Below are 16,877 nucleotides of genomic sequence, written 5' to 3' on the forward strand. Positions count from 1 at the left end.
CGATCCCACTGGAGTCCGGTCATGGTCTTCGCCCGATGCTGCACTGTGTTGTTGCTGGCCCTCGTGGCCTGGCCCGCTGGCGCACAGTCGCCGCCGATCTCCCGGCCGCAGGCCGCCACGCCTCTCCTGATCGCCCCCGCTGCCGAACAACCGGTGCAATTGCAGCGTGCCCGCATCGAAGGCGAGGTCCAGGCCGGCATCGCCCAGACCCGGATCACGCTGGAATTCCACAACCCGAACCGGCGCGTGCTGGAGGGCGAGCTGCAGTTCCCGCTGGCCGACGGTCAGCAGATCAGCGGCTTTGCGCTGGATATCAACGGCGAGATGCGTGACGCGGTGCCGGTGCCGAAGGACCGCGGCCGCCAGGTGTTCGAGGAGATCGCCCGTCGGGGCGTCGATCCGGGCCTGCTGGAACAGACCGCTGGCAACCAGTTCCGCCTGCGCATCTACCCGCTGCCGGCCGGTGGCAGTCGGCGCGTGCAGCTGGTGATTCGTGAGCCGTTGGGCTTCACCGGCCAAGGCTGGCAGTGGACGCTGCCGCTGCAGTTCGCCGCCGGTGCCGCCTCGGTTGAACTGAAGCTGCAGGCCCCCGGCGCGGCGAGCGCAGGTACGGCGCCATTCCGCATCAGCGCGGGCCAGCTGCAGTGGCGGGGCAAGGGCGCGCAGCTGCCGAAGCAGCTGCAGTGGCGCCTGCCGGCAGCCCGCCAGGCACAGGTGCAGGTGGCGCCTTGGCAGGATGGCCATTACCTGCTGGCGCAGCTGCCGGTGGCGGCCAGTAGCACGCCCCGCACGCTGCCCAGCGAGATCGGCCTGCTGTGGGATGGCTCCGGCTCGGCGGGGCAACGCGATCGCACGCGCGAGTTCGCACTGCTGGATCGCTACTTCGCCGCGATGAGCGACGGCACCGTGGCCTTGACCGTGCTGCGCGATCGCGCCGAACCGGTAAGGCGCTTCCGTATCCGCGCCGGCAACTGGAATGAGCTGCGCGCAGCGCTGCAGGCCGTGCGCCCGGACGGTGCCAGCGCGCTGGCACAGTGGCAGCCGCAGCCGGGCGTGAAGGAATACCTGCTGGTCAGCGATGGCCTGCTGACTTATGGGCCGGAACAGCTACCGGCGATGGTGGCGGATCAACGCCTGTTTGCGATCAGCAGCGCCGGTGCGCGCACCGATGCCGTGCGACTGCGTGGTTGGAGCGAAGCGCATGGTGGCCGTTTCGTCGCGCTAGGGAAGGATGTCGAATTGGCCGCCCGTGAGTTGCTGTCGTCGCCGCTGGATGTGCAGGTCGATGCAGGGCGCGGCGTGCAGGACGTGGTGATCGATCGACGCAGTGAAGCCCAAGGCTGGCTGTGGCTGCATGCACGACTGGCGGCCGATGGTGTGCCGATGCGGGTGCGCGTGGGTGGCGGCGAATGGCAGGCGTTGCCTGCCACGCAGAAGAGCAATGAAGGTGAACTGCTGGCGGGCTTGTGGGCGCAGGCGCGCCTGCAGCAGCTGGCCGCCAACCGTCATGGCAACCGCGAGGCGATGCAGCGCCTGTCGCAGCAGTTTGGCCTGGTCGGACCGGATACCTCGCTGATCGTGCTGGAGACGTTGGAGGACTACCTGCGTTATGCGATCCGCCCTTCGGGCACGCTGCGCGCCGAGTACGACGCCAGGTTTGCAGTGCAGGCAAGTGATCGCGCCGCTGCTGATCGCCAGCGCCTGGATGAAGTGGCGGCACGCTGGAAGGAGCGCCAGCAGTGGTGGAACCGCAGCTGGCCGAAAGGAATGCCGCCGCAGGCGAAGGGCGGGGCACTGGAAGTGGCTTCCACGGACTACGCGATGGAATCGGCGCCAGTAGCGATGCTCGCCGCGCCGGCCCCTGCGGCACCGCCCGCCCCGGCACCGATGGCCGCCGCCGAGCAGCGCATGGAAGCCAGCAGCGCGCGTGCACGTCGCTCAGCGCCTGCATCGAACAAGGCCCTGGATTCAATCACGGTCACGGGGGGCCGTGTCGCTGCGCCCGTTGCGGCCAACGAGGGCGAGCTTGGCATCCAGCTGGCGGCCTGGCAGCCGGACTCGGCCATCGCCAGGCGCCTGCGCCAGGGCCCGCCGTCGCAACTGTATGACCGCTACCTGGCCGAGCGTGATGCCCACACCGACAGCAGCGCATTCTTCCTCGACGTGGCCGATCTGTTGCAGGAGCAGGGGCAGCGCGACCTCGCGCTGCGTGTGCTGTCGAACCTGGCCGAGATGGATCTGGACAACCGGCACCTGCTGCGCGTGCTCGGTTATCGACTGATGCAGGCTGATGCCCCCGCACTGGCGGTGCCGGTGTTCGAGCAGGTGCTGGCGATGGGCCAGGAAGAACCGCAGAGCTTCCGCGACCTGGGCCTGGCACTGGCAGCGGCCGGCAAGCCGCAGCAGGCACTGGCGCCGCTGTACCAGGTGGTGGTGCGGCCATGGGACAGCCGCTTCGACGGCATCGCCCTGATCGCACTGGATGAGCTGACCAACCTGGTGGCCCGCAGCACGCCCCGGCTGGACACCACCAGCATCGACCCGCGCCTGCTGCAGGCGATGCCGCTGGACCTGCGCGTGGTGCTGTCGTGGGATGCCGACAACAGCGACATGGACCTGTGGGTGACCGACCCGAACGGCGAGCGCGCGTACTACGGCAACCGCCTGACCTACCAGGGCGGGCAGATGTCGCAGGATTTCACCGGCGGCTATGGCCCCGAGCAGTTCTCGCTGCGCAACGCCAAGCCCGGCAAGTACAAGGTGGAAGCGAATTACTTCGGCAGCCGCCAGCAGCTGGTGACCGGTGCCACGACCCTGATGCTGCGCCTGACCACCCACTGGGGCACGGCCAAGCAGAAAGACCAGATGGTGACGATGCGATTGAAGGACCGCGCCGAGACCGTGCTGGTGGGCGAGTTCGAGGTGAAATGACTGCTCGGACGCCAGTGTAGAGTCGAGCTTGCTCGACTGCCTCAATGTAGAGCCGAGCCTGCGCTCGGCTCATGTCAGAGGCAGCCGAGCGTTGGCTCGGCTCTACAACTGCGCAGCGTGTGCAACCGGCGATGCTGGCGGATTGGCGCGCAGGCCGAACAGGGGCCGCAGCCAGCGCGTGCGCCGGATCAGCAACTCGTGGATCAGCAGGCAGCCGCCGACGGTGCCGCCCAGCAGCAGCGCTGGCTCCAGCCAAGGGCCCAGCTGCATCGGCTTGAGCCAGAACAGCAGGGCGATGATCAGGCTCTGGTGCAGCATGTACCAGGGATAGATGGCTTCGGTGCAGTACGGCAGCCAGCGGAACGGGCGATCGAGGAAGACCTTTCCCCAGCCGAGGATGGCCAGCAGCGCGGTCCATACGTAAAGCGACTGGCTGGTCCGGACCTGCAGGTCCCAGAACGGTTCGGGCCATTGCCGCAGGGGGGAGTCAGCCGGCAGCACCTGGCCGAGGATGCGCAACCCCAGATACCAGCCGACCGCCGCCAGCGCCAGCCACAGCGTGGTGCGGCGCAGTGAGACCACACGCTGCCAGAACACCGGCTCACGACCGAGCAGGTAGCCGGCCAGGAACACTGTCGCGTACTTCGCGTGCTGGTACCAGTCGCCAAGCAGGGCATTGGTGGACGGATAGATCGGCTCCAGCCAGATCACCCAGGCCAGCAGCAGCGCAGACGGAATTCCGATCAGCAGTATCGGCGAGGCGGCGCAGAACGCGATCGCACGGCGCACCACGGCCGTTCCCAGCAATGGCATCAGCAGGGCCAGGGCCAGCGTGTAGTTCCACAGATAGGCCAGGTACCACAGGTGGTTCCAGGTGATGCCGTACTGCCAGCCGGCGAAACTGCCTTCCGGCCACGGCCGCACCTGCCAGTAGCGCAGCAGGAAATGCCCGAAGCCGGGCGCAACATGACCGTTGGCCACGCCTTCGCAGTACGGTTGGATCGGTACGATCACGAACATGCCGAACAGCAGAGGTAACAGCAGCTTCCAGGTACGCAGGCCGGCGAAGCGCAGCAGCCTGCCTTCGGGCCGCATCAGTGCGATGGCGATGCCCGAGATCAGGAACAGCAGTGACATCCTCCAGCGATTGACGAACACCATCGGCCACTGCAGCCATTCGGCGGTATGCAGGCTCTTGAGGTGGAAACCCCAGTCATCCACGTAGGCCATGGCGGTGTGGTAGAGGATCAGCAGCGCGAAGGCGAACACGCGCAGGGCGTCGATGTCGTGGCGTCGGGTCATGGTGGTGGTGTGCCGGAGAGTCGACCCAAGGTGACGCCGCCCGGTCCGTGCAGCGACTGCCAAGGGGCTGCCGGAACCCGCGCAGTGACCAATGGCGGGGGTGGCGGGACCAATGGAGCCGCTACCCTTTGGCCATTGAGGCAGGCTGGAGCACCGCAACGACATGGATGCAGCAATGACCCAGGGCCGACCACCGCGCTGGCGCACCACCACCCGGCTGCTGGTCTGGGCAGCGATCCTGTCGGCCTCGGCGGTGACCAACGCGCTGGTTGAGGTGATGGACGCCTCGCGGCGGGGCAGCGATCTCGGCCTTTGGGAACCGATGATCTGGGAGTTCAGCAGCCTCGCCCTGATCCTGCTGACCCTGCCGCTGCTGTGGTGGGGCTGTGAGCGCTGGCCGCTGCATGCCGATACCTGGAAGCGGCGGTTGCCACTGTACCTGCTGGCCAGCGTGGGCTGGTCGTTGCTGCACGTGGTGGGGATGATGGTGCTGCGGCACTTGGCCTATGCGTCGATGGGCTACCGCTACCAGGACGATGCGGGATGGCTGGAGCGTTTTGCCTACGAATACCTGAAGGATATCCGCACCTTCGCGATGTTCGTGGCACTGGAGCACTTCGCCAGCTGGTTCGGGCGGCGCAGGCAGGGTGAGGCGAGCCTGCTGGCCGAGCCCGATGTCGGCCCGCCAGTGGAGCCGGTCGAGCGCCCCCAGCACTTCCTGGTGCGCAAGCTGGGCAAGGAGTTCCTGGTCGCCACCGCCGACGTGGAGTATGCCCAGGCGGCGGGGAACTACGTGAACCTGCGGGTACGCGGCCACGACTACCCGCTGCGGATCACCATGGCGGTGCTGGAGCAGCGGCTGGACCCGGGCGAGTTCCTGCGCCCGCACCGCAGCTGGCTGATCCACCGTCGCCAGCTACGCTCGATCGAGCCGCTGGACGGCGGGGAGGCCCTGCTGCACATGGCCGACGGGGCGAAGGTGCCCTGCAGCCGGCGCCAGCTGCCGCTGCTGCGGCAGGCGCTGGGTGCAGGGTGAGGCCCTCATTCCGGGCATCCCCGGCCTGCGGTATCATTACCAGTCATCTTTTGAATGCATAACCGCCGACATGATCGAACTGAATCCTGTCCGCCAGCGCATCACCGATCTGACCGATCGCGTGCTGTCGCTTCGGGGGTATCTTTGACTACGACGCCAAGAAAGAGCGTCTTGAAGAAGTAACGCGGGAGCTGGAAAGCCCCGACGTCTGGAACAACGCCGAATACGCCCAGAACCTGGGCCGCGAGCGCTCCAGCCTGGAAAAGACCGTGGGCGGCATCGCCTCGGTGCTCGACGGCCTGGCTGATGCCGCCGAACTGCTTGAGCTGGCCGAGTCCGAGCAGGACGAGGACACCGCGCTGGCCGTGGTCGCCGACCTGGACAAGCACCAGTCGCACGTCGAGAAGCTGGAATTCCAGCGCATGTTCTCCGGCGAGATGGACAATGCTGCCGCATTCGTCGACATCCAGGCCGGTGCCGGTGGCACCGAAGCCCAGGATTGGGCCGAGATCCTGCTGCGCATGTACCTGCGCTGGTGTGAATCGCGCGGCTGGAAGACCGAGCTGATGGAAGTCTCCGGTGGCGACGTCGCCGGCATCAAGTCGGCCACGCTGCGCGTGGAAGGCGACTATGCCTACGGCTGGCTGAAGACCGAGACCGGCGTGCACCGCCTGGTGCGCAAGTCGCCGTTCGACTCGGACAACCGCCGCCACACCAGCTTCACCTCGGTGTTCGTGTCGCCGGAGATCGATGACAACATCGACATCACCATCAACCCGGCCGACCTGCGTACCGACGTGTACCGTTCGTCCGGTGCCGGTGGCCAGCACGTGAACAAGACCGAGTCGGCGGTGCGAATCACCCACATCCCGACCAACATCGTCGTGGCCTGCCAGACCGGCCGCAGCCAGCACCAGAACCGCGACAATGCGATGAAGATGCTGGCCGCCAAGCTGTACGAGCTGGAGATCCAGAAGCGCAACGCCGAGAAGGACGCCGTGGAAGCCACCAAGTCCGACATCGGCTGGGGCAGTCAGATCCGCAACTACGTGCTGGACCAGAGCCGCATCAAGGACCTGCGCACCGGCATCGAGCGTTCAGATACGCAGAAGGTGCTGGATGGCGACCTGGACGAGTTCGTCGAGGCCAGCCTGAAGGCCGGCCTGGCCGTGGGCTCCAAGCGCGTCGATGCCTGATCGACGCGCCTGCGCGGATATCGTCACCCTCGTGCGCAACGCCGAGGGTGGCCGATCACGCTTTCTGTAGAGCTGAGCCATGCTCAGCTGCTTTTCGCGGGCTGGCAGATGCGTCGAGCATGGCTCGACGCTACAACACGTGCGGCGGTAGCGATGATGCGCAGCGAAAGTGAACGCAAGGAACTGGGCGGCTTTCTCAAGGCCTGCCGTGCCCGTGTCGATCCCGCCACGCTCGGCCTTCCGGCCGGGCGCCGGCGCACCCCGGGCCTGAAACGCGAGGAAGTGGCGCTGGCGATCGGGGTCAGTGTCAGCTGGTACACCTGGATCGAGCAGGGCCGCGAAGTGCGCGCATCGCCCGAAGTGCTTGAGCGCCTGGCGCAGGTACTGCGCATGAGCGACGACGAACGCGCCTATGCGTTCGCGCTGTCTGGTTATGGCGTGCCGCTGGAGTCACCGGACGAAAGCGTGACCGACGGCCTGCGCCAGCTGGTGGAGGCGATGCAGCCGATCCCTGCGTATGTGCGCAATACCCGCTTCGACATCCTGGCCTGGAACCCGGCCATCGCCGAGCTGTTCGTGGACTACAGCCAGCTGGCGCCGCATGAGCGCAATACGCTGCGGCTGATGTTCCTGTACCCGCCTTACCGCACGCTGATCCTCAACTGGGAAGAAATGACCCGCGGCCTGCTGGCAGGCTTCCGCGCGGCGATGGCGCAGGCGCCGGACAAGGCCCCGTTCCTGGCGCTGGTCGAGGACATCGCCGCGCACAGCGAGGAGTTCCGCCAGTGGTGGCCGGAGCACGACGTGCGACGGTTCGATGAAGGGGCGAAGAAGCTGAACCATCCCACGCGTGGGTTGCTGGACCTGCAGTATGTGGCGCTGGTGCCGGAGAGCCGGCACGACCTGTCACTGGTGACCTACCTGCCGCGTAGGTAGGTTGGTCGGCAGGGCTGCGCCCTGCACCCGCAGAGGCCGAAGCAACGGCAACAGCAAAGGCGGGCATTCCGTGGGATGGCGGGGCGGCGTGGGTTGGCAGGACACGCCGTAAACCCATCCATGGGGGCTCGATGGCGCCATCCATGGCGCCAACGGTCCTGCCAACCCACACCGCCCCACCTCTGACAGATTTCGCGCGGCTGTTGGTAGGTGCCTACCTTGGTCGACACATCTGTCAGATATCGAAAGAAATTCCGGAGTCAGATCCGTTTTCCATAGGAAAACGGATCTGACCCCAAGAGTATTTCCGACAGATCGCGGAAAACTGTCGAAGGCGGGGTGGGTCCGGTTGCGGGGGCGTGAGCGCCATGGATGGCGCGACCGAGGCTACATGGACGTGTTCACGCCGTCCCCCGCAACCGGACCCACCCCGCCATCCCACGGAATGCAGGCCTTTGACCTTGACGTTGCCCTGGTCTCTGCGGGTGCAGGGCGCAGCCCTGCCGATAACCCCATTCAGGCAGGTAAGTGCAGGTCACAGGATAAGCAGACGCCTTGTTGCTTCCGCCAATCGGGTCCACATTCCTGTGCAGGAGACGGGCCACCGCCCGTTGTCGAGACAACAGGAGCCCTGCATGTCCGCTGCCCCCACCACTGCCATTTCCCGCGATCCGGCCACCGGCCAGCAGATCGCCAGCCACCCCTTCGCTACCGACGCCGAACTGGAAGCCATCCTCGATCGCGGCCAGGTTGGCTTCGCCGCCTGGAGCACGAGGAGCCTCGAACAGCGTGCAGACGTATTGCGTGCGATGGCCGCGGTACTGCGCCGCGACCGTGAAAAGCTGGCTGCGCTGGCTACCGCCGAAATGGGCAAGGTCCAGGCCGAATCGCTGGCCGAGATCGAGAAATGCGCCGTGCTGTGCGACTGGTACGCCGACAACGGTGCGCAGTTCCTGCGCGACGAACCGACCCAGGTGCCCGACGACAAGGCCTACGTGTCCTACCTGCCGCTGGGCGTGGTGCTGGGTATCATGCCGTGGAACTTTCCGTACTGGCAGGTGATGCGCGCAGCGGTGCCGATCCTGATGGGCGGCAACGGCTTCCTGCTGAAGCCGGCCGAGAACATCGTCGGTACCGCGCAGCTGCTCGACGCGGCGTGGCGTGATGCTGGGCTGCCGGAAGGCACCTTCATCGCCGCCAACATCAGCCGCGACGGCACCAGCCGTGCAATTGCCGATGACCGCATCGCGGCGGTGACTCTGACTGGCAGCGTGGCGGCCGGCCGCAGCATCGCCGCCCAGGCCGGGCAGGCGCTGAAGAAAGTGGTGCTGGAGCTGGGCGGCTCGGATCCGTTCATCGTGCTGGCCGACGCCGATCTGGACGCTGCCGTCGATGCGGCGGTGGCCTCACGCTTCCAGAACACCGGGCAGGTCTGCATCGCCGGCAAGCGCATCATCGTTGAAGACGCGGTATACGACCGTTTCGTGGCGCAGTTCTGCCAGAAGGTGCAGGCGCTGACCATCGGTGATGGCCGTGAAGCGGGTAATCGCATTGGTCCGATGGCACGCCAGGACCTGTTGGAACAGCTGGATGCGCAGGTGCGCGCCTCGGTGGACGCGGGCGCAAAGCTGCTGGTCGGTGGCCATCAGCTGGATCGCCCGGGTGCGTTCTACGCACCCACCGTGCTGGCCGACGTGGAGCCGGGCATGCAGGCCTTCGATACCGAGACTTTCGGGCCGGTGGCCTCGATCAGCCGCGCTCGTGATGCCGACCATGCGGTGGAGCTGGCCAACCAGAGCGAGTTCGGCCTCAGCGGCAACCTGTGGAGCGGCGACCGCGCCCGTGCGATGCAGCTGGCGCGCCGGCTGCAGACCGGCGGCGTGTTCGTCAACGGATTCTCTGCTTCCGACCCGCGCGTGCCGATCGGGGGCGTGAAGAAGAGCGGCTTCGGCCGCGAACTCTCGCACTTCGGCATCCGCGAGTTCGTCAACGCGCAGACGGTCTGGTTCGACAAGCGTTGACGCGCAGCTTCCATCCTTCCTGCAACGATCCATCATCAGTCCAGCGAAAAGGACGGCATTCCAATGTCCAAGGGTTCAGATCTGCTTGTCGCCGCGCTTGAGAACGAAGGCGTCGAGCGCATTTTCGGCATCCCCGGCGAAGAGAATCTCGACGTGGTCGAGTCGCTGCGCCATTCCAGCATCGAGCTGGTCATCACCCGTCACGAGCAGGCGGCGGTGTTCATGGCGGCCACCTATGGCCGCCTGACCGGCAAGCCCGGCGTGTGCCTGGCCACGCTTGGCCCGGGTGCGCTCAACTTCACCACCGGTGCGGCCTATGCGCTGCTCGGTGCGTGGCCGGTCATCATGATCACCGGCCAGAAGGGCATCGTCGCCAGCAAGCAGGCGCGCTTCCAGATCGTCGACATCGTCAGCACGATGAAGCCACTGACCAAGCAGGCGCGGCAGATCGTCTCGGCGCGCACCATCCCGACCATCGTGCGCGAGGCATTCCGCACGGCGCTGGAAGAGCGTCCGGGCCCTGTACTGCTGGAACTGCCGGAAGACATCGCGGCTGATGAGGTCGGGGACGTGGCGCTGATTCCGCCGCATGCAGTGGATCGTCCCATCGCCAGTCCGGAGGCACTGGACCGCGCAGCGGAGTTCATTCGCAATGCCAAGCGGCCGTTGCTGATGATCGCTTCGGCGGCGTCGCGGCCGCAGTCCAGCGAAGCGCTGTCGGCGTTCGTACTGCGTGCCGGCATTCCGTTCTTCACCACGCAGATGGGCAAGGGCGCGGTGGCCGGTGGTTCGGGCCTGTACATGGGCACCGCGGCGCTGACCGAGCGCGACTACGTGCACATGGCCATCGACCAGGCCGACGTGATCGTGACCATCGGCCACGAGGTCACCGAGAAGCCGCCGTTCGTTATGCGCCCGGGTGGGCCGACCGTGATCCATATCGGCTACTCGCAGGCGGCGGTGGAGCAGGTGTACTTCCCGCAGGTGGAAGTGATCGGCGATATCGGCCGCTCGCTGACCCAGCTGGCCGACCGCATCGAAGGCGCGGTGCCGAACGCCGATGCGCTGCTGCCGTTGCGCGCGACCATCCTGGAGCACCTGGCCGCCCGTGCCGAGGAGGACGGCTTCACGCCTCAGCGGCTGGTGCATGACGTGCGCCAGGTGATGCCGCCGGACGGCATCGTGGCGCTGGACAACGGCATGTACAAGATCTGGTTTGCGCGTAACTACCGCACCCAGGTGGCCAACACGCTGCTGCTGGACAACGCGCTGGCGACCATGGGTGCGGGTCTGCCGTCGGCGATCATGGCTTCGATCCTGTATCCGCAGCGCCGGGTGCTGGCGGTATGTGGCGATGGCGGCTTCATGATGAACAGCCAGGAGCTGGAGACCGCCCGACGGCTGGGCCTGAACCTGGTGGTGCTGATCCTCAACGATGGGGCCTACGGCATGATCCGCTGGAAGCAGGCGGTGGATGGCTTCACCGACTACGGCATGACCTTCAGCAACCCCGATTTCGTGAAGTACGCGCAGGCCTATGGCTGCAAGGGTCATGAGGTGACCGCCATCGAGCAGTTCATTCCGACCCTGGAGGCGGCGTTCAACGAGGGCGGGGTGCACCTGGTATCGGTGCCGGTGGATTACTCGGAAAACCAGCGGGTGCTGGTGGACGAGCTGCGGCAGGCCTTCCCGGGGAACGGCTGAGGTAGCGCCGGGCCACGCCCGGCGGATTCGTGCGCCGACCGACCGCCGGGCATGGCCCGGCGCTACCGGGCGCTGCCGGGGCCGGGGCGGGGCGGTTTTGGTATGCTGGGCAACCGGCTGTGCCGGGTGCAACATCCCCCCTCACTACACGATTCCCGCAGATCCATGAGCGAAGCTACCGATACCCCCCCCGTTGACGAAAACAAGTTGATCGCCGAGCGCCGCGAGAAACTCAAAACGCTGCGTGGGCAGGGCATCGCGTACCCGAACGACTTCCGTCGCGAGGACTTCGCCGGCCGCCTGCAGGAAGAGTTCGCCGATGCCGAACAGTGGACCGCCGAGGCCCTGGAAGGCAACGGCCGCCAGGTGAAGATGGCGGGCCGCCTGATGGCCAAGCGCATCATGGGCAAGGCCAGTTTCGCGCAGATCCAGGACGAGTCCGGTCGCATCCAGCTGTTCCTGCAGGGCACGGTGCTGGGCGATGCCTATACCGCCTTCAAGGGCTGGGACGTGGGCGACATCATCGCCGTCGAAGGCGGCCTGACCCGGACCAAGACCGGCGAGCTCTCGGTCAAGACCGAATCGATCCGCCTGCTGACCAAGTCGCTGCGCCCGCTGCCGGACAAGTGGCATGGCCTGGCCGACGTCGAGCAGCGCTATCGCCAGCGCTACGTCGACCTGATCGTGACCCCGGAATCGCGCGCGGTGTTCATCAAGCGCTCGAAGATCATCCGCGCCATGCGCGCGTGGCTGGACAACCGCGACTTCCTGGAAGTCGAGACGCCGATGATGCATTACATCCCCGGCGGCGCGGCGGCCAAGCCGTTCACCACCCACCACAACGCGCTGGACCTGGACCTGTACCTGCGCGTGGCGCCGGAGCTGTACCTCAAGCGCCTGACCGTGGGTGGCCTGGAGCGCGTGTACGAGATCAACCGCAACTTCCGCAACGAAGGCGTCAGCACCCGCCACAATCCGGAATTCACCATGATGGAGCTGTACGAGGCCTATGCCACGTACAACGAGATCATGGACCTGACCGAAGGCGTGATCCGTGACGTGGCCCAGGCGGTCAACGGCGGCACCGAGGTGGAGTGGGACGGTGCGAAGATCGACCTGGGCCCGGCGTTCCGCCGCTGGCGCATGGACGAGGCGGTGCGTCACCACAACCCGGAAATCTCTGCGGCCGACTGCACCGACCGCGACGCGCTGCTGCGCCATTGCGAGCGCTTGAAGATCCGAGTCAAGCCGTCCTACGGCTGGGGCAAGCTGCTGCTGGAGATCTTCGAGGCCACTGTCGAGCACACCCTGATCCAGCCGACCTTCATCACCGACCACCCGGTGGAAGTCTCGCCGCTGGCCCGCGCCAACGATAACGATCCGGGCTACACCGACCGCTTCGAGCTGTTCGTCAACGGCAAGGAGCTGGCCAACGGCTTCTCCGAGTTGAACGACCCGGAAGACCAGGCCCAGCGCTTCCAGGCCCAGGTAGCGGCGAAGGAGGGTGGCGACGACGAGGCCATGCACTACGACGCCGACTACATCCGTGCGCTGGAGTACGGCATGGCCCCGACCGGCGGCCTCGGCATCGGCGTCGATCGCCTGGTAATGCTGCTGACCGGCAGCAGCTCGATCCGCGACGTGCTGCTGTTCCCGTACATGCGTCCGGAGCAGTAAGTCGTCTTTTTGACTCCTGTTTGTGCGCGCCGTCGCGAAATGAGACGGCGCGATTGACGCCTCCCGCACTCGGCGTATCGTTAATGCACTACCTTGACGTCTGTTATGGCTTGATCGGCGCCAGGGGGAGTGCGCATTGTGGAGAGTCCGCTTCACAATGTGATGACGATCATGAACCGGGACGCATGACACGGGAGTCAGGCCGATGCAGGGTGCGAGCGTTCGCAGCGGCAGGGTATCCTCGCCTGCTGATGATCCAGCATGGTCGAGAAACCAGGCAGAGTACGCGTTGAACATCGTCATTGTTGACGACCAGACGTCCGCCCGGACGATGCTGCGTCACGTCATCGAGGACATCGCGCCCGAACTGAGCGTGTATGACTTCGGTGATCCGCTGACCGCATTGGCCTGGTGCGAGGCGCATCCGGTCGACCTGCTGCTGCTCGATTACCGCATGCCGGAGATGGACGGGCTGGAGTTCGCCCGCCGTTTCCGCCGCCTGCCCAAGCATCGCGACATTCCGGTGATCCTGATCACCGTGGTCGGCGACGAGCCGATTCGTCAGGCGGCGCTGGAAGCGGGGGTCATCGACTTCCTGGTCAAGCCGATCCGCCCGCGCGAACTGCGCGCGCGCTGCTACAACCTGCTGCAGCTGCGCCAGCAGACCGAGAACGTGAAGCAACGCGCGTTGTCGCTGGAGCAGCGCTTGCTGGCAAGCATGCACGAGGTCGAGGAACGCGAACGCGAGACCCTGTCGCGATTGGCGCGGGCGATCGAGTTCCGTGATGCCGGCACCAGTGCCTACCTCGAGCGCATGGCGCGCGTGGCAGGGCTGATCGCCGAGCAGCTGGGCCTGCCCGAAGACGACGTGCGCCTGATCGAGATGGCGGCGCCGCTGCATGACATGGGCAAGATCGCCATTCCCGATGCCGTGCTGCTCAAGCAGGGCAAGCTCAACGACGAGGAGCTGGCGATCATGCGCCGTCACCCGCGCATCGGCCATGAACTGCTCAGCGGCAGCCAGAACCGCTTCATCCAGGTCGGCGCATTGATCGCGCTGCGCCACCACGAACGTTACGACGGCAGCGGCTACCCGGATGGGCTGGTCGGTGAGGCGATTCCGCTGGAAGCACGCATCGTCGCCGTGGCCGATGTCTTCGACGCACTCATCTCACCCCGTCCGTACAAGGAAGCATGGACCATGGAAGCCACACTGGCTTATCTGTACGCCCAGCGTGGCCGACTGTTCGACCCGCGCTGCGTGGATGCGCTGATGCGCGGTCACCAGCAGTTGATGGATATCTGCGCCCAGCACTCGACGGCATCGACGCGACCGGGTGGGTGACATGCAGGATCTGTTCGCACGCGTGAGGCGTCGGCTGGCGCAGCGTCCGGATTCCGAACATGGCCAGGCGATCGTGCGGGTGGTGCTGATCTCGCTGATCCTGGTCTATGTACTGTTGTCCGGTGCCCGCCTGCAACGGCTGGACCAGTACCAGGGCGTGCTGGCAACGGTGCTGACCGGGCTGGGCCTGTCGCTGCTGCTGTGCGGCTGGCTGCTGTGGAAGCCTGAGCGCTCGGACCCACGGCGCGTGGCCGGGATGCTGGCCGATTACGGCCTGATCGCGGTCGGCATGATCCAGATGGGCGAGCCGCTGGCGTGGGTGTATGCGGTGGTGATGTGGGTCACGGTGGGCAACGGCCTGCGCTTCGGGCCGCGCTACCTGGCCGCTGCCATCGTGCTGGCGATGGTCAGTTTCGGCACCACCGTGCTGTTGACCCCTTACTGGCAGGCCAACCTGGGCCTGGCCATTTCCCTGTGGTTGGGGTTGCTGGCAGTACCGTTGTGCTGCTCCTCCCTGCTGCGCCGAAGGATGCGACATCCGACCATGGATACGACGCCCGCCGCTGGCTCCGACAAGCGCTCGCTGCTGGCCCGCTTCAAGCAGCGCCTGTCCGGGCGCGAGGACAGCGAGCACGCGCAGAACCTGATCCGCATCATCATCACGGCGCTGTTCATCAGCTATCTCGGCTGGCGTTCGCTGAGCGGTGGCGGTGAAGCGCTGACGACGACGTGGCTGATCCTCGCCTTCGAGCTGACCATTTCCGCCGGCCTGCTGACCGCGATCCTGGTCAATCCGGGCGTGTCGCATGTGCGCCGGGTGATCGGCATGCTGACCGACTACACCTGCATGGCCTGGATCATGACGATCCAGGGCGAGCCGGCGGCACCGCTGTATGCGGTGATGCTGTGGGTCACGATCGGCAACGGCATGCGCTACGGCAGCACCTACCTGCGCGTGGCTACTGCCATGGGCTGCCTGGCCTTCCTGTGCACGGTGATGCTGTCGCCATACTGGCGCGGCCACGACTATCTGGGCTGGGGCCTGCTGCTGGGCCTGGGCGCGATTCCGCTGTACTTCGATTCGCTGCTGCATGCCTTGACCCGGGCGGTGGCCGAGGCGCGCCAGGCCAATGAAGCCAAGAGCCGCTTCCTGGCCAACATGAGCCATGAATTCCGCACGCCGTTGAACGGGCTGGCCGGCATGACCGAAGTGCTGGCCACCACCCGCCTGGACGATGAACAGCGCGAGTGCCTGAACACCATCCAGGCCTCGACCCGCAGCCTGCTGGCGCTGGTGGAAGAGGTGCTGGACATCTCCGCGATCGAAGCCGGCAAGGTGCGCGTGGAGTGGCACGAGTTCGCGCTGGCCGATGTGCTGCAGGCGATCAACCTGATCCTGACCCCGCAGACCCGCTCCAAATCGCTGGACTATCGCGTGCAGGTGGACGACAACGTGCCGCCGCGCCTGCTGGGTGATGCCGGGCATCTGCAGCAGATTCTGCTGAACCTGATGGGCAACGCGGTCAAGTTCACCGACAGCGGCTACGTGCATCTGCGCGTGTCCAGCCCCGATGCGCTGGGCAGCGAGCGGATGCGCCTGCGATTCGAGATCGTCGATACCGGCATCGGCGTGCCGGTGGCGTTGCGCGGGCGCCTGTTCAATGCCTTCGAGCAGGGCGATGTCGGCCTGGCCCGTCGCCATGAAGGCACCGGTCTGGGCACGGCCATTGCCAAGGGCCTGGTCGAGTCGATGGGCGGGCAGGTCGGCTATGCGCCGAACAGCCCGCGCGGCAGCGTGTTCTGGGTCGAGATCACGCTGGACGTCGCAGACACCTCATCAACCCCGGCGGTTCCGTCCGAGGTGGCTGAAGCTGGGAATGTCATCGCGTTTTCCAATCCCTTCCTGCGCCATCGTGCACGGGTGCGCAGCCTGCGGGTTCTGGTGGCCGACGACCACGAAGCCAACCGCATGGTGCTGCAGCGGTTGCTGGAGAAGGCCGGCCACAAGGTCACCTGCGTCAATGGCGGCGCCGAAGTGCTGGATGCGTTGGAGCAGGCCAGCTACGACGCAGCGATCGTCGACCTGCACATGCCCGGCATGAGCGGACTGGACCTGCTCAAGCAGTTGCGGGTGATGCAGGCCAGTGGCATGCCTTACGTTCCAGTCATGGTGCTGAGCGCGGACGTCACCCCCGAGTCCATCCTGCGTTGCGAGCAGGCCGGTGCCCGCGCCTTCCTTGCCAAGCCCGTGGTGGCCACCCGCCTGCTTGAAGTGCTGGCCGATGTCGCCGCCAACACCCGCGCCGAGTCGGGCATCCAGTCGGTGCCGGCATTGCCGGTCGGCGATGGCGTGCTCGATACCGCAGTACTGGACGAGCTGGCGTCACTGGGCATGGGCGATGGCTTCGAACGCAAGTTCATCGACCAATGCCTGGCGGACGTCGACGCGAGCATGGGCCAGCTGCAGGGCTGCGGCGAGCACCAGGCCTGGGAGGATTTCCGCGAACACGCACACGCGCTGCGCGGTGTGGCGAGCAACCTGGGGCTTGTCCAGGTTGCCGCCTCCAGTGGCGAAATCATGCGCATGGCGGACTGGCAGCTGAAGGGTGAATGGAGCGCCCGCCTCGGCAGCCTGGCGACCGCCCTGCGCAACGGCAGGAATGCGTTGGCTGCCCGTAGCGCGGGGACACCGCACCGCGACGACAGCGAGCGCAGCCCGTCCTGACCCG

Annotated in this window: 10 protein-coding genes; 9 read left to right on the forward strand and 1 reads right to left on the reverse strand. The window is 66.4% G+C overall.

Annotation, left to right across the window (positions count from 1 at the left end):
- Positions 1-21 precede the first annotated feature (21 nt).
- Positions 22-2,931: a VIT domain-containing protein gene (locus ACW5IY_RS10330; RefSeq protein WP_049435015.1), complete on the forward strand. Its 2,910-nt coding sequence runs from the start codon at positions 22-24 to the stop codon at positions 2,929-2,931.
- A gap of 102 nt (positions 2,932-3,033) precedes the next feature.
- Here ACW5IY_RS10330 and ACW5IY_RS10335 read toward each other — a convergent pair whose 3' ends face one another.
- A complete protein-coding gene (locus tag ACW5IY_RS10335; protein WP_049435016.1) occupies positions 3,034-4,233 on the reverse strand; it encodes an acyltransferase family protein in 1,200 nt (399 codons plus the stop codon).
- A 175-nt stretch (positions 4,234-4,408) separates the two neighbouring features.
- Between ACW5IY_RS10335 and ACW5IY_RS10340 the strand changes: the two genes are divergently transcribed.
- From ACW5IY_RS10340 to ACW5IY_RS10375, 8 genes are all read left to right on the forward strand, one after another.
- Complete coding sequence (locus tag ACW5IY_RS10340; protein ID WP_049435017.1) at positions 4,409-5,269, forward strand: LytTR family DNA-binding domain-containing protein; 861 nt, start codon at positions 4,409-4,411, stop codon at positions 5,267-5,269.
- 70 nt (positions 5,270-5,339) lie between these two features.
- Positions 5,340-6,465 (forward strand): peptide chain release factor 2 gene (gene prfB / locus ACW5IY_RS10345; RefSeq protein ID WP_152906241.1). Its coding sequence is split into 2 segments (ribosomal slippage): positions 5,340-5,414 and positions 5,416-6,465, totalling 1,125 coding nucleotides; the frame shifts between segments, so codons are not numbered across the junction.
- A 153-nt stretch (positions 6,466-6,618) separates the two neighbouring features.
- Positions 6,619-7,401: a helix-turn-helix transcriptional regulator gene (locus ACW5IY_RS10350; RefSeq protein ID WP_024958346.1), complete on the forward strand. Its 783-nt coding sequence runs from the start codon at positions 6,619-6,621 to the stop codon at positions 7,399-7,401.
- Between the two features lie 635 nt (positions 7,402-8,036).
- Positions 8,037-9,422, forward strand: coding sequence for an NAD-dependent succinate-semialdehyde dehydrogenase (locus ACW5IY_RS10355; protein ID WP_049435018.1), 1,386 nt, complete (start codon positions 8,037-8,039; stop codon positions 9,420-9,422).
- Positions 9,423-9,485: 63 nt separating this feature from the next.
- The gene (locus tag ACW5IY_RS10360) at positions 9,486-11,126 is read left to right on the forward strand and encodes an acetolactate synthase large subunit (protein WP_049435019.1); all 1,641 of its coding nucleotides are present in this window, start codon (positions 9,486-9,488) and stop codon (positions 11,124-11,126) included.
- Positions 11,127-11,291: 165 nt separating this feature from the next.
- Positions 11,292-12,803: a lysine--tRNA ligase gene (lysS, locus tag ACW5IY_RS10365; RefSeq protein ID WP_049435020.1), complete on the forward strand. Its 1,512-nt coding sequence runs from the start codon at positions 11,292-11,294 to the stop codon at positions 12,801-12,803.
- A gap of 205 nt (positions 12,804-13,008) precedes the next feature.
- The gene (locus ACW5IY_RS10370; protein ID WP_006364528.1) at positions 13,009-14,148 is read left to right on the forward strand and encodes a response regulator; all 1,140 of its coding nucleotides are present in this window, start codon (positions 13,009-13,011) and stop codon (positions 14,146-14,148) included.
- 1 nt (position 14,149) lies between these two features.
- Positions 14,150-16,873 (forward strand): response regulator, encoded by a 2,724-nt coding sequence (locus ACW5IY_RS10375; protein WP_100049944.1) that lies wholly within the window; start codon positions 14,150-14,152, stop codon positions 16,871-16,873.
- The last annotated feature ends 4 nt before the right edge of the window (positions 16,874-16,877 follow it).

Source organism: Stenotrophomonas sp. C-A (assembly GCF_054030835.1).